The following is a 13,628-nucleotide window of genomic DNA, read 5'->3' on the forward strand; positions in this document are numbered from 1 at the left end:
GGCGGGGCACCGTGGGGGGAGAGCCCCGCCCGGCCGGTCCGGCGCGCGTACCGGCGTGTGCCGTTCTAGACCGGTACGCCGTCCTTGCCCCCGGCCGGCTGCCCGGGCATCGGCGCGGACCGCGCGTCCTCGTGGCCCGCGTCGCCGCCGCCCTGCGGGGCCTCGCCGCCGTGCCCGTCGTCCGTCAGCGTCGCCTCGTCGAACGGCAGCCGCCCGGCGAGGACTTCGGTGGCCCGGCCGCGGTCGAACTCCTTGGTCCAGGTCCCGATCAGTACGGTCGCCACCGCGTTCCCCGCGAAGTTCGTCAGCGCCCGCGCCTCGCTCATGAACCGGTCGATGCCCACGATCAGGCCGACGCCGTCGACCAGTTCGGGCCGGTGCGACTGGAGGCCGCCCGCCAGGGTGGCCAGGCCGGCGCCGGTCACCCCGGCGGCCCCCTTCGAGGCGATGATCATGAACAGCAGCAGCGAGATCTGCTCGCCCAGCGCCAACGGCTTGCCCATCGCCTCCGCGATGAAGAGCGAGGACATCGTCAGGTAGATCGCGGTGCCGTCCAGGTTGAAGGAGTACCCCGTCGGCACCGTGATCCCGACCACCGGCCGGGACACGCCCAGGTGCTCCATCTTCGCGATCAGCCGCGGCAGCGCCGACTCCGAGGAGGAGGTGGACAGGATGAGCAGGAACTCGCGGCCCAAGTAGCGCAGCAGGGCGAAGACGCTGACGCCCGTGCACAGCCGCAGGAGGGTGCCGAGGACCACGATCACGAAGAGCAGGCAGGTGGTGTAGAAGCCGATCATGATGACCGCGAGGGACTTCAGCGCGTCGACGCCGGTCGCGCCGACCACCGCCGCCATCGCCCCGAACGCGCCCACCGGCGCCGCCCACATGATCATCGCGAGCACCCGGAAGACCAGCTTCTGCAGGTGCCCGACCCCGCGCAGCACCGGCTCGCCCGCCGTCCCCAGCGCTTGCAGCGCGAACCCGCACAGCAGCGCCACCAGCAGCGTCTGGAGCACCTCGCCCCCGGTGAAGGCCGACACCATCGTCTTGGGAATGATCCCCAGCAGGAACTCGGTGGTGTCCTGAGCCCCGCCCGCCTTCGCCTGCGCCTCGCCCGCGCCCCGCACGGCCTCGGTCAGGTGCAGCCCGCTGCCCGGCTCCAGCAGGTTGCCCACCAGCAGCCCGATGGCGAGGGCGACCGTGGACATCACCATGAAGTACCCGAGCGCGAGCCCGCCGACGGCGCCCACCTTGGCGGCCTTGCGGACCGAGCCGATGCCCAGCACGATCGTGCAGAAGATCACCGGCGAGATCATCATCTTGATCAGATTCACGAAGCCCGTGCCCAGCGGCTTCAGCTCGACCGCAGTGCCGGGCGCGGCCAGGCCCGTCACGATGCCGAGCACCACCGCGATGATGACCGCGATGTAGAGATAATGGGTTCTGTCGCGCCTGGCGGCCACGTCGCCTCCTGAAGATGAATACGTCCCGCGCCGACCATCGCCCAGCCTGTGACCCCGGTCACCCTTGCGTTCATTGAGTTCACGGCCGGGTGCACACTGAGCGTCATGTTCCGTTTCCCCCGTCCGCGCAGCCTCGCGGGTCAGCTCTTCGCCATGCAGGTGGTGCTGGTCGCGCTGGTCGTCGCCGGCTGCGCGGTCTTCGCGTACGCCACCGCGCGCCGCCAGGCCGAGGAGGCGGCCGGGCGCCAGGCGGGCGCGGCGGCCCGCGCGGTCGCGGACTCGCCCTCCGTGCGGGAGGCGGTCAGCGGGGCCGACCCCTCCGCCGCGCTCCAGCCCTACGCGGAGCGGGTGCGCGCCGACACGGGCGTCGACTTCGTGACGATCATGTCCCCGGACGGACGCCGCTGGACCCACCCCGATCCGCGCCGGATCGGCGAGCGCTTCCTGGGCAACACGGCGGCCGCCCTGCGTGGCGAGACCTTCAGCGAGACCTACACCGGCACCCTCGGCCCGTCCATCCGGGTGGTCACCCCGGTCACCGCCGACGGCCGGGTGATCGCCCTGGTCAGCGCGGGGATCACGGTCCGCGCCATCAGCGACCGGCTCGGCGGCCAGCTGGCCGCCCTCGTCTGGGTCGCGGCCGGCGCCCTGGCGCTCGGCGGCGCGGGCACGTACGTCGTCAACGCCCGGCTGCGCCGCCACACCCACGGCATGAACGCGGCCGAGCTGAGCCGGATGCACGACTACCACCAGGCGGCCCTGCACGCCGTCCGCGAAGGCCTGCTGATGCTCGACGGGCAGCGCAGGGTCACCCTCATCAACGACGCGGCCCGCGAACTCCTCGGCCTGCGCGGCGAGGTGCGGGGGCGGGGCGTGGACGCGCTCGGCCTGCCCGCACCGCTGACCGGAGCCCTGCTCGCCGACCGCCCCCGGGTCGACGAGGTGCACCTGAGCGCCGACCGGGTCCTCGTCGTGAACAGCTCACCGGTGGCGGGCGGCGGCCGGCACGGCACCGTCGTCACCCTGCGTGACCACACCGACCTCCAGTCGCTGACCGGCGAGCTGGACCACGAGCGCGGTTTCACGGAGGCACTGCGCTCGCAGGCCCACGAGGCGGCCAACCGCCTGCACACCGTCGTGTCCCTGATCGAACTCGGCCGCACGGACGAGGCGGTGGACTTCGCGACCGCCGAACTGGAGCTGGCCCAGGCCCTCACCGACGAGGTGGTCACCGCCGTGGGCGAACCCGTCCTGGTCGCCCTGTTGCTGGGCAAGGCGGCCCAGGCGCACGAACGCGGCGTCGAACTCGTGGTCACGCACGACAGCGCACCGCCGGCCGCCGCGGCCGGCGTGCCCCCGGCCCGGGACCTGGTCACGGTGCTGGGCAACCTCATCGACAACGCCGTGGACGCCCTGACGGGCACCGCCGGAGGGCGGGTCCGGGTGACCGTCCGCGCCGCCGACGGGGAACTGCTGCTGCGCGTCGCCGACAACGGGCCCGGACTGCCCGCCGGCGCCGACGTGTTCCGGCGCGGCTGGTCGGGCAAGGGGGCGGGGCGCGGCCTCGGCCTCGCGCTGGTGCGCCAGGCCGCGCACCGGCACGGCGGCAGCGTGAGCGCCGCCGATGTGCCGGGCGAGGGCGCGGAGTTCACCGTACGGCTGCCGCTCGCACCGCTCGTGCCGCATTCGCCGCAGGACCCGGGGGTGCGGGGATGAGCGACGAGGACGCGCGGGTGCGGGTGCGGGTGCTGGTGGTCGAGGACGACCCCGTCGCCGCCGCCGCGCACGCCCTGTACGTCGGCCGGGTGCCCGGCTTCACCGCCGTCGGCGCGGTCCACACGCTGTCGGCGGCGACCCGCGCCCTGGAGCGGACCCGGGTCGACCTGCTGCTGCTCGACCTCGGCCTGCCCGACGGCAACGGACTGCGCTTCGCGCGCGGTCTGCGCGCCGCCGGGCACCCGGTGGACGTGATCGTCGTGACCTCGGCGCGCGACCTGGCGGTGGTCCGCGAGAGCGTCTCGCTGGGGGTGGTGCAGTACGTGCTGAAGCCCTTCGCCTTCCCGACCCTGCGCGAACGGCTGCTGCGCTACGCCGAGTTCCGCGGCGCCGCCGGCGAGGCGGCGGGACAGGACGACGTGGACCGGGCGCTCGCCACACTGCGGGCGCCCCGGCCCGCCGAGCTGCCCAAGGGCCTGAGCGCGCCCACCCTGGACCGGCTCGCCGCGCTGCTGCGGGCGGCCCCCGAGGGGCTGACGGCGGCCGCGGCGGCCGCGGCGGCGGGCACCTCCCGGATCACCGCCCGGCGCTACCTGGAGCACCTGGTGGACACCGGGCGGGCGGCCCGCACGCCCCGGTACGGCCAGGTCGGCCGCCCCGAACTGCACTACCGCTGGCTGGCCTCCGACGATCAGGGCGCGACGGGCTCCACGTCGAAGGTGTAGAACTTCCGGTGGTCGAGCATGTCCGCGGGGGTCACGTCGTTCCACGGCCGCATCGTGTCGTGCAGGTCCACCACGTCCGGGGTGCCCGCGGCGGGCAGGTAGGGCGACCGCGGGTGCCGGGCCTGCCACTCGGCCCAGAGCTTGTCGATGTAGGCGTGGTGCATCCAGAACACCGGGTCGTTGGGCGAGGCCCCGGTGCCCATCTGGCCGCCCACCCACACGTGCACGCGGTTGTGCAGGTTGGGGCCGCGCCAGCCTTCCAGGTGGTTGCGGAAGCCGCTGGAGGAACTGTTCCACGGCGCCGAGTCGTAGACGGACAGGGCCAGTACGGACTCCACCTCGGCCTTCGTCGGCAGCTCGGCCACGCCGGTGCCGAGCGCGCGGCGCAGGTACTCGCGCCCGTCGACGCGGACGGCGAGCGGCCACTTCCCGGCGGAGTGGGCGAAGGGGCCGTCCATGACCTGCCCGTCGCGCGCCCGGCCGGTGCCGCCGAGGAAGTCGGCGGCCCACAGCGAGGAGCGGGGGGTGCGGTCGGTGGTCCAGTCCCAGTAGGGGAGGGCGACGGCCGGGTCGATCCGCTGCAGGGCCGTCTCGAACTCGATGAGGAAGCGGCGGTGCCAGGGCAGGAAGGAGGGGGAACGGTGGCCCACCCGGTCACCGCTGTCCGTGTCGCCCATGATGAAGCCGTTGTGGGTGGTGACGAACCGGTCGTAGCCGCCGGTGCGCTTGAGTTCGACCAGCGCCGAGGTGAAGGCGCGCTTCTCGGCGGGGGTCAGGGTCGCCTGGTTCTTGCGCACGGTCATCACATGCCGCCCATCGGGACGAGGACGGCGCCCTGGAGTTCGCGCACGGCGGCGCGGGCGAGGGAGGGCAGGTCGGGGAAGGTCTCGTAGTGGTTGACGACGCTGATCCAGCTGGAGTCGGCGTTGCGCATCACGTGGAGTTCGGCGCCGTCTATCCGGACGGTCGGGAGGCCGGGGGAGTGGTGGCCGCCGTGGTGGTCCCCGCCCTGGGCGGGGGTTATCCGGATCCGGCGGCCCTGGTAGACCTCGTCGAGGGTGTCGCCCGCGCGGGGTGCGGGCACGGTCGCGATGGCGGGCAGGGTGGCTGCGTGCGCGGTGGCGGCGAGGCCGAGCAGGGTGAGTGCGCCGGCAGAGGTCCCGAGGACCCGGCGGCGGCTGATCTGGTTCATGGGACGAAGGATGATCATGGGCGCGCCGGCCGCTCAACCGGTTGGCCGTGATCAGGACATCTGCCGATAAGTTGCGCAGAAAACCATATGGGGGATCTTCCCGTACGTGCGGGATCCGCAGGCCCGAACGAGAAGATCGCCCGTTCCGACCCTAGGTGAGCGCAAGTTCTTCTGGCATATGTGACGACTATGTGGAGGGTCACACTGCGGAGTCGACCGGAAGCGTTCGGTCGAACCGCTCTGCGTGCGCCGTCCCGCCCGCCTCCCGGCCGCTCCGCATGGGGCGCCCGTATAGTCCCGATATGGCACTTCATGAGATGAAGGACCCGCCCACCGGAGCGCCCCGCACGGGGGACGACCACACCGACGACGTCGCCACGGACGTGTTCGCGTCCCCGCTCAGCGGCCAGGTGCTGCCCAAGTACCGGATGCCGCAAGAGCACTCGCCGACCGAGGTCGTCTACTCGCTGCTCCACAACGAGCTGCTCCTGGACGGCAACGCGGCCCAGAACCTGGCCACCTTCTGCACCACCTGGTCGGACGACGGCGTGCGCCGCCTGATGGGCGAGTGCATCGACAAGAACATGATCGACAAGGACGAGTACCCGCAGACCGCCGAGATCGAGGCGCGCTGCGTCAACATCCTCGCCGACCTGTGGAACGCCCCGCCCGGAGGCGCCGCGACCGGCTGCTCCACCACCGGCTCCAGCGAGGCCGCGATGCTCGGCGGCCTCGCCCTCAAATGGCGCTGGCGCGCCCGCCGCCGCGCCGAGGGCAAACCGGCCGACCGCCCGAACCTGGTGTGCGGACCGGTTCAGATCTGCTGGGAGAAGTTCGCCCGGTACTTCGACGTGGAACTGCGCCAGGTGCCGCTGGAACCCGGCGCCACCGGCCTGCGCCCCCACCAGCTCGCCGCGTACGTCGACGAGAACACCATCGGCGTCGTCGCCATCCTCGGCGTCACCTACACCTGCGACTACGAGCCGGTCGCCGAGATCGCCGCCGAACTCGACCGGATCCAGGCCGAGCACGGCTGGGACGTCCCCGTCCACGTCGACGCGGCCAGCGGCGGCTTCGTCGCCCCCTTCCTGCACCCCGACGTCGTCTGGGACTTCCGGCTGCCCCGCGTGGCCTCCGTCAACACCTCAGGCCACAAGTACGGACTCGCGCCGCTGGGCGTCGGCTGGATCGTCTGGCGCACCGCCGACCTGCTCCCCGCGGAACTCGTCTTCACGGTGGACTACCTCGGCGGCGACATGCCGACCTTCGCCCTCAACTTCTCCCGCCCCGGCGGCGAGATCATCGCCCAGTACTACCTCTTCCTGCGGCTGGGCCGCGGCGGCTACCGGCGCGTCCAGCAGGCCTGCGCCGACACCGCCGGCTACCTGGCCCGCCAGATCCGCGGCATGGGCCCCTTCACCCTCCTGTACGACGGCCAGGGCGGCCTGCCCGCCGTCTGCTACGCCCTCACCGACCCGGGAGCGAGCGGCTTCACCCTGTACGACCTCTCCGACCGGCTGCGGATGCGGGGCTGGCAGGTGCCGTCCTACCCGCTGCCCGCCGACCGCGGCGAGACGGTCGTGCAGCGCGTGCTGATCCGGCACGGGGTGACCCGCGATCAGATCGCCCTGCTGGTGGGGGACCTGCGCCGGGCCGTGGAGCACCTGACGAAGGCGCCGCCGACCGCCGCCCCCACCCCGCAACCGGGCTTCCACCACTGACGCACCGCCGACGCGCACCGGGCACGCGCAGGCCGGGCGCGGTCGCCACCGGCGGACCGGCCGGCGCCGCCGCGCACGGATGAACTTCGCCGCCGCCCGGCGCGGGCTGCGCCGGGGGCGGGGCCGGGGCACGGACCGTGGGACACATGATCCGACCCCCCGTGCGCGGCGCCCGCAGCGCCCGCGGTGGCGTGCCCCCCGTCCGCGTCACCGCGCTCACCGCCCTCGCCGTCGCCCTCGTGCTCTGCGGCCCGGGGGCGGCTCCGGCCGGGGCGCGCGGCGGCCCGGGGGCGTCGCCCGGCCCCGCCGCGCCCCGGGCCCTGACCCCGCGGGTGCTGCCCGACCGCGGGCCGCCCCGGCGGGCCCCCGAGGTGTTCCGGGGCGAAGGCTACGACGCCTGCACGGCGCCCTCGGAGGCGGCCATGCGGGCCTGGTGGGACCACAGCCCGTACGGGGCCGTCGGCATCTACACCAGCGGCAGCCAGCGGCACTGCGCGCAGCCGCGGCTCACCGCCGAGTGGGTCCGCCGGGTGCAGGCCATGGGCTGGCGGCTGGTCCCGGTCCACATCGGACGGCAGGCGCCGTGCACGGCGTACGCGCACAAGCCCCGCAGGATCGATCCGGCGCGGGCGGTCGAACAGGGCCGCGAGGAGGCCGCCGAGGCGCTGGCCAGACTGCGGGCGCTGGGCCTCGGCGACGGCGCGCCGGTGTACCTGGACATCGAGGCCTACCGCTCCGCCGACCCGGGCTGCGCGCGGGCGGTGGTCGACTTCGCCAGCGGCTGGACCCAGCGCCTGCACCGGGCCGGGCACCGCGCCGGGTACTACTCCAGCCTCGGCTCCGGCCTCGCCGACCTGGCCGCCGCGGCCCGGTCCGGCACCTCGCCGCTGCCGGACGCGGTCTGGTACGCCCGCTGGGACCACCGAGCGGACACCGCCGACAGCGGCGCGCTGGCCGCCGGGCTGTGGCCGGGCCACCGGCGGATCCACCAGTACCGAGGCAACGTGCGCGAGACCCACGGCGGGGTGACCCTCACCATCGACCGCAACCTCCTCGACGCCCCGGTCGCGGCCGCGCCCACCCGCAGGCACGGCTGACCGGCCGCCCGGGTGTCCCCGCGGAGGTCAGGGCCGGCGGCAGGTGCCCTGCCCGGCCAGCCACCGGGCGGCGGCCTTGACCACCTCGTCGCGGTCCGTACCGATGTCGGCGCGGGAGGCGGGCACTTCCTCATCGGGCGGGATCGCCCCGTCGTAGGTCCGGCCGGTGCGGTCGGCGTCCAGCTCCGTGGTGAGGTTGATGACCGCGCCGTCGGAGAGCGGGAAACCGTCGTTGCCCGTGGGCACGCCGTAGGTGCTCGTTCCGAAGGTCCGGGTGTCCGGGCGCCCCTTGAAGGCGATGAGGAGGGCCTCCGCCGCACTGGCGGTGCCGCCGTCGGTCAGCACGGCGACCGGGGGGTCCGGCGTCCCGAGCGGATCGGCTGGCCCCCAGGGCGATTCCTCACCGTTGAGACGCGGCCTGCGGTTCTCGACGGACCACGGCGTGGCGGCGCCGTCCGCGGTGACGAACGCGCCCACCTTCCCCTCACCGAGCAGCGGTGCGGCGACGGCGAACATCGGCCAGACGTTGCCGCCGGTGTTCTGCCGCAGGTCGAGCATCCAGCCGCAGGCCCCGCCTTCCCGCTCCGCCTCCCCGACCGCCGCACGGCCCTGGCGCACGTAGCGGTCCAGGGTCTCGTCGGCCCCGCCCACGGCCGGCAGCGCGAGGTACCCCACCGCGCCGGGGAGGCGGCGGCCGGTCAGACCGGTGAACGTGTCCTCGGTCCGCTGCCGGGAGATGGCCGCCTCCGTGCCGGTCAGGAACGTGCTGTGGTGGTCCCCGAGTTCCGCGAGCGCCTCCGTGATCACGGCGTAGGTGTCCGACGCGGTGCGCGCCCCCTCGGCCCGGGCGAAGGCCGTGCGCCGCAGGCGCGGCCAGTCGACCTGGTTCCGGCGCACGGAACGGGCCTCCATCACGTCCAGCGCGGCGGCGAGGTAGGCCCGCGCGCTCTGCGGCGCCTGCCGGCCGGCGGAACCGGACGTGCTCCAGCCGTCCCCGGCCAGGAGCAGGACGACCGCCAGGAACACCGGGGCGGCGCGCCAGCGGCGTACCGCGGACCGCACGCCGGTCCACCGTGGCGAGGACCTCGTCGGGGTCATGCCGGACCGCCTCCCTGGGCTGCGCGTACGGCGGGCGGACGCCCGGCACGGCGACGGTCCACGTACACCCGGTTGCTGCGGGGGACCCGCCGGAAGATCATCTTCGCGAGCGAACCGCCCCGGCACAAGGGTCGGCGCCCCCTCGGCGGTGCGCCGACGGCCCGGGCCCGGCGGTCAGGAGGCCCAGCGCATCCCCAGTTCCGACAGGGCCGCGCGCCGCTCCGGGCTCAGGGCGGCCGCCCGGGAGCGCTGGTTGGCGATCCAGGACCCCAGCCGGAGCTGCTCACCGCCCAGGGGCTCCACATGGGTGCGCGGCACGCGCAGGTGGCCCTCCCGTTCCCGGAAGCGGCGGGCGGCGGCCAGGTTCGCCGCCCACGCGTCGGCGTGCGCCCGGCGCGGCCGGGGGCGTTCGGACTCCTCGGCCGGACCCGTCCCCAGCGTGTGCTCCAGCAGCCACCGCTGCGCGCCGGTCAGCCGGTCCCAGCCCAGGCGCTGCGTCCGCAGCCACTGCCCCAGGTCCTCGCCCTGGACGAACGCCTCGCCGGGGCCCGTCGGCAGTGTCCCGCCCGCCTCCAGCCGCATGCGGGTCAGCCGGTAGGCCCGCTGCCAGGAGATGTCCCAGTCCGGACACCACCCCGGATCGATGTCGTCCAGGGCCTCGCGGCGCTCCGGCGACAGGGCGCCCGGGCCTTCGCGGCGGGCCGCGGCGCGCTGGTTCTTGACCCAGACGCCGACCGGGTGCCCCTCCCAGGTCGCCTCCACCGGCGGCAGCAGGTGGCCGTGCGCCGCGGCCCACGCGCGGGCCGCCGACAGCCCCTCCTCGAAGGCCACGTCGAAGGCGCTCCACACCATCCCTAGCGCGTCCAGTTCCGCCGTCCGCTGCCGGCCCAGCGCGCCCCGGCGGTACGCGCGGCGGGCGTCCGAGATCCACTGCCCGAGCGGGAACCGGGCGAGCCCGGGCGGCCAGCCCTCCCCGCCCGACGGCGCCTTGAACCCGAAGGGCACCTTCAGGTCCCCGGCCGCGGCCGCGTAGACGGCGGCGGCCGCCAGCCCGCGCCGCCAGTGCTCGTGCTCGGGGTGCAGCACCCGCAGCCGGACGAAGGCGGCCAGCAGCGCCGGATCGCGGGGCGTGGAGAAGCTCAGCAGGGCCCGGGCCGCCGCGCCGGGAGCGCCCGGCGCTCCGGCCGCCGCCGGGGGCGCGGGCGTCCGGCTCGGCCGCTGCGGCTGGGCCAGCGACTCCACCAGCCTGCTGTCGTGCGCCCGCAGCGCCTCCAGGAGCCGCGCCAGGCTCCCGTACGCCCGCGAGGTCAGCATCGTCTCCGGCGTCTCGCCCGGCTCCAGCAGGACCGGCACCACCAGCGAGGCGACCTTCCCCTCCCCGGGCCGGATCCGCAGCGCCCGGCCCACGGCCTGCACGAGGTCCGGCATCGAGTCGCGCACGTCGGCCCAGAACACGGAGTCGCACTCTTTGGTGTCGACGCCCTCGCCCAGCACCCGGACACTGCCGAGGAACGCCTTCTCCGCGATCCGGTCGGCCGCGAAGGCGTCCAGGACCCGCCGCCGGTGCGCCGCCGGGTGCTGCCCGCCCAGCCAGTCCGCCCACACCGTGCGCGGGTACACCGGACGGGGCGCCCGACTGGTCATCCGCAGCCGGGCCGCGACCGCGGGCAGGCCCGCCGCGAACGCCTCGGCCTCCCGGGTCAGGTGGTGGAAGACCAGGGTCCGCCGGAAGCCCTGCTCGGCGGCCGCCTTGACCAGCGCGGTCTGGAGCGCGGCCAGCCGGGCGCCGCGCACCGCGTCGGAGCGCCCTTCCGGGCCGAGCAGCACCGCCGCCTGGAACTCCGGGTCGCTGACGTCCACGCAGACCACCTGGTACGGCGCGCAGATGCCCCGGTCGATGGCCTCGGACAGGGACAGCGTGTGGCAGCGCGCGCCGAACGGGCCGTCCGGATCGTCCTCCATCGAGGCGACCAGCGCCCCGCCCGGCGCCCGGCCGCCGGCGCTCCGCGGCCCGGAGGCGGCCCCGGAACCGGCGGGGCCCTGCGGCCCCTCCGCTTCCTCGGACCCCCCGAAGGCGGGGGAGACGCGCAGGTCACCGGTGGTCTCGGGGTCCTGCCAGATTCGGGGCGTGGCGGTCATGTACAGCCGGCGGACCGCCGGGATCCGCGCGTTGTCGTGCACCACCGCCCACGGCTTGCCGATCCGCCCGGACGTGCGGTGGGCCTCGTCGACCACGACCAGGTCCCAGGCCGGCAGCCCGGCCAGGTGGGCCCGTTCGACGATGCCGAGGCCGAGGGAGGCGTAGGTGGCGAAGACCGTCACCCGTGACACCGGGCGGCACCATGCGGCGATCCGCTCCGGATCGGTGGTGCTGGGCACGCCCGCCTCCGGCCCGCGCAGCGAGCACACGGCGAGGAAGCGACCGGTACGGCCGCCGTCGCGCCAGGCGGCGACGCTCTGCACGAGCAGGTCGAGCGAGGGCACCAGCACCAGTACGCGCCCGGCCCCCAGCGCCTCGGCGGAGCGGACGGCCACCAGCGACTTCCCGGATCCGGTGGCCATGATCACCTGGGTGCGCAGCCCGGCCTCCGGGGGCTGCCCGCCCGGGGGCAGCTCCAGCGCCCGCACGACGGCGTCGACGGCCTCGCGCTGATGCGGACGCAGGACCTTCCTCGCCATCCGGTGTACTCCGCTCGCCCCGTCTGATCAGCCCATTCGGCTCCTGTCACTATCCTGCCCCGAAATTGAAGCATTCAGGGCCGGCGCGGGGTGTGTCATCGAGCGGTCCTTGAGCGGACGGCCGCGCTCCGGCCGGGCGGCGCTGCGCGGACGCGGGCGGCGCCCCGTGCCGCGGGACGCTCTGGGACGCGGCGAGCGCGTCCCGCCGGCGCCGGCCGGGGAGCGTCAGGGCTGCTGCGGAACGTCAGCGGGCGCCGAAGTCCTGGGTCCACCACGGGCCGCCCGCCCCCTGGCGGACGCCGACCCCGAGGTCCTTGAACGAGCAGTTGAGGATGTTCGCGCGGTGCCCCGGGCTCTTCATCCAGGAGTCCATGACGGAGGCGGGCGTCTGCTGGCCCATCGCGATGTTCTCGCCGTACGTCGACCAGCGGTACCCGGCGGCGGTGATCCGCTTGCCCGGGTCGGCGCCGTCGGGGTTGCTGTGCGCGAAGAAGTCCCGGTCCGCCATGTCGTCCGAGTGGTCCTGCGCGGCGGCGCGCAGCTGCGCGTCGTCCTTGACCGGGCCGCAGCCCGCGGCCGCGCGCTCCTGGTTGACCAGCGCGATCACCTGGGCCACGGTCCCCTGCGGCGCGGCGGCCGCCGGACGCGGAGCCGAGGATTTCGGGGTCGGCTTCGCGCTCGCGCTCGCCGAGGCCGAAGCCGATGCGGAGGCCGAGGCGGAAGCGGAGGAGGACGCCGACGCCGAGGGAGAGGGCGAGGCGGACGCAGAGGCGGAAGCCGACGGAGAACCCGAAGCGGAGGCGGAGGGGACGACCGCCCCCGTCGTGGAGAGCGCGGCCAGCGGCGCGCCGGGAGCGGCGGCGGTCGTCCCGGTCTCGCCCGAGCCGGGCAGCGCGCCCCCGAGGTACAGCGCCCCACCACCGGCCATACAGGCAACGACCACACCGCCCGCGATGACCCTGCGGCGCGTGCGCCGCCGCTTGCGGGACGCACCGCGGCCCGCGTCATGGCGCGCACCGGCCGCGTGCGCCCCCGGGCCCTTCGCGGCGCCGGGGGAGGGAGCGTCGTACGCGAACGCGGCCGCAGCCGTGCTCGCCTGGCGGACCGCGGCCAGCACCGCCGCCGACACGGGGACCAGCGCCAGCCCGGCCAGCAGCCCCTCCGCCGGGACGAGGCCGTTCCACAGGCCCGCGCAGCGCACGCACTCCCGCGCGTGCCGTGCTATTCGCTTGCGCCACAGCGCCGACGGCAGCCCGTCCCAGCCGGCCGCCACGGCGCGCAGGGCCTCACACGGCGGCTGGGCGTCCAGCGCCCGCTCGACCACCCGCGCGGACTCCAGCTGCGCCTTCATCCGCTGCACGCGGACCGCGGTGTGCTGCGGGGACAGCTCCAGCGCCGCCGCGACCTCCGCTCGGGTGAGTTCCCCCGCGCACTCCAGCCACCACAGCGACAGCAGCGCCCGGTCGTCCGGCTCCAGCCAGCGCGTGGCCCGTGCCGTCTCGCGCCGCTGCCCGGTGAGGTTCAGCTGGACGACGGTCAGGTCCACGAAATCGGCGCCGGGGTCGGCCAGTTCCCGCGCCGCCTCCAGCCCGCTCGCGTCGGGTCCGGTGCTGCGGGCCTGCCAGTGCGCCCGTACCCGGTTCATCGCGATCGCCACCAGCCACGACCGGAAGCTCTCGTCGGAGCGCAGCCCGCCCAGGCCGTCGAGGGCGCGCAGCATGGTGTCCTGGACCACGTCGTCCACGTCCACGGAGCCGTTCAGGGCCCGGCCGACGATGTTGTAGACGAGCGGCAGGTGCGCGCCGACGAGTTCGTCCTGCGCCCCCGGATCGCCCGCGCGGGCGGCCGACACCAGCGCTGCGATGTGCTGAGTACTCATGTGATGATCCCTGTCCGTACCGGCGGTCGATGGTGCCCAATACCTGGGAGACCGCCGA

General features: G+C 75.2%; 10 protein-coding genes. 4 read left to right on the forward strand and 6 right to left on the reverse strand.

Going from position 1 to position 13,628, the window contains the following annotated elements; translation table 11 throughout:
• Positions 1–65: 65 nt before the first annotated feature.
• Positions 66–1,463, reverse strand: a complete 1,398-nt coding sequence (locus ABZY31_RS20960; RefSeq protein ID WP_356412526.1) for a cation:dicarboxylase symporter family transporter — start codon at positions 1,461–1,463, stop codon at positions 66–68.
• Positions 1,464–1,568: 105 nt separating this feature from the next.
• On the opposite strand from ABZY31_RS20960, the gene ABZY31_RS20965 reads away from it, so the two are divergent.
• Complete coding sequence (locus tag ABZY31_RS20965; protein WP_356412528.1) at positions 1,569–3,179, forward strand: sensor histidine kinase; 1,611 nt, start codon at positions 1,569–1,571, stop codon at positions 3,177–3,179.
• Positions 3,176–3,904, forward strand: coding sequence for a response regulator (locus ABZY31_RS20970; protein WP_356412530.1), 729 nt, complete (start codon positions 3,176–3,178; stop codon positions 3,902–3,904). The genes ABZY31_RS20965 and ABZY31_RS20970 overlap by 4 nt, the downstream gene beginning before the upstream one ends.
• On the opposite strand, the gene ABZY31_RS20975 is transcribed toward ABZY31_RS20970, so the two are convergent.
• Together ABZY31_RS20975 and ABZY31_RS20980 are read right to left on the reverse strand one after the other, a co-directional pair.
• Positions 3,871–4,707, reverse strand: a complete 837-nt coding sequence (locus tag ABZY31_RS20975; protein ID WP_356412531.1) for a tyrosinase family protein — start codon at positions 4,705–4,707, stop codon at positions 3,871–3,873. The genes ABZY31_RS20970 and ABZY31_RS20975 overlap by 34 nt on opposite strands.
• On the reverse strand, positions 4,707–5,096 hold the full coding sequence (locus tag ABZY31_RS20980) for a tyrosinase family oxidase copper chaperone (protein ID WP_356412533.1): 390 nt from the start codon (positions 5,094–5,096) through the stop codon (positions 4,707–4,709). Before ABZY31_RS20980 ends, ABZY31_RS20975 begins: the two co-directional genes overlap by 1 nt.
• Before the next feature lie 302 nt (positions 5,097–5,398).
• Between ABZY31_RS20980 and ABZY31_RS20985 the strand changes: the two genes are divergently transcribed.
• Both ABZY31_RS20985 and ABZY31_RS20990 read left to right on the forward strand, forming a co-directional pair.
• Positions 5,399–6,817, forward strand: a complete 1,419-nt coding sequence (locus ABZY31_RS20985; protein WP_356412535.1) for a glutamate decarboxylase — start codon at positions 5,399–5,401, stop codon at positions 6,815–6,817.
• A gap of 146 nt (positions 6,818–6,963) precedes the next feature.
• On the forward strand, positions 6,964–7,914 hold the full coding sequence (locus ABZY31_RS20990) for a DUF1906 domain-containing protein (protein ID WP_356412536.1): 951 nt from the start codon (positions 6,964–6,966) through the stop codon (positions 7,912–7,914).
• A gap of 27 nt (positions 7,915–7,941) precedes the next feature.
• Here the strand turns inward: ABZY31_RS20990 and ABZY31_RS20995 are convergent, their stop codons facing one another.
• The 3 genes from ABZY31_RS20995 to ABZY31_RS21005 form a co-directional block, all read right to left on the reverse strand.
• The gene (locus tag ABZY31_RS20995) at positions 7,942–9,012 is read right to left on the reverse strand and encodes a S41 family peptidase (protein ID WP_356412538.1); all 1,071 of its coding nucleotides are present in this window, start codon (positions 9,010–9,012) and stop codon (positions 7,942–7,944) included.
• A 174-nt stretch (positions 9,013–9,186) separates the two neighbouring features.
• Positions 9,187–11,691: a Helicase associated domain protein gene (locus ABZY31_RS21000; protein ID WP_356412539.1), complete on the reverse strand. Its 2,505-nt coding sequence runs from the start codon at positions 11,689–11,691 to the stop codon at positions 9,187–9,189.
• 244 nt (positions 11,692–11,935) lie between these two features.
• A complete protein-coding gene (locus tag ABZY31_RS21005; RefSeq protein ID WP_356412541.1) occupies positions 11,936–13,570 on the reverse strand; it encodes a sigma-70 family RNA polymerase sigma factor in 1,635 nt (544 codons plus the stop codon).
• Between the last annotated feature and the right edge of the window lie 58 nt (positions 13,571–13,628).

The organism is Streptomyces sp. NPDC006529 (assembly GCF_040611795.1).
In the GTDB taxonomy this organism is placed as follows: Bacteria; Actinomycetota; Actinomycetes; order Streptomycetales; family Streptomycetaceae; genus Streptomyces.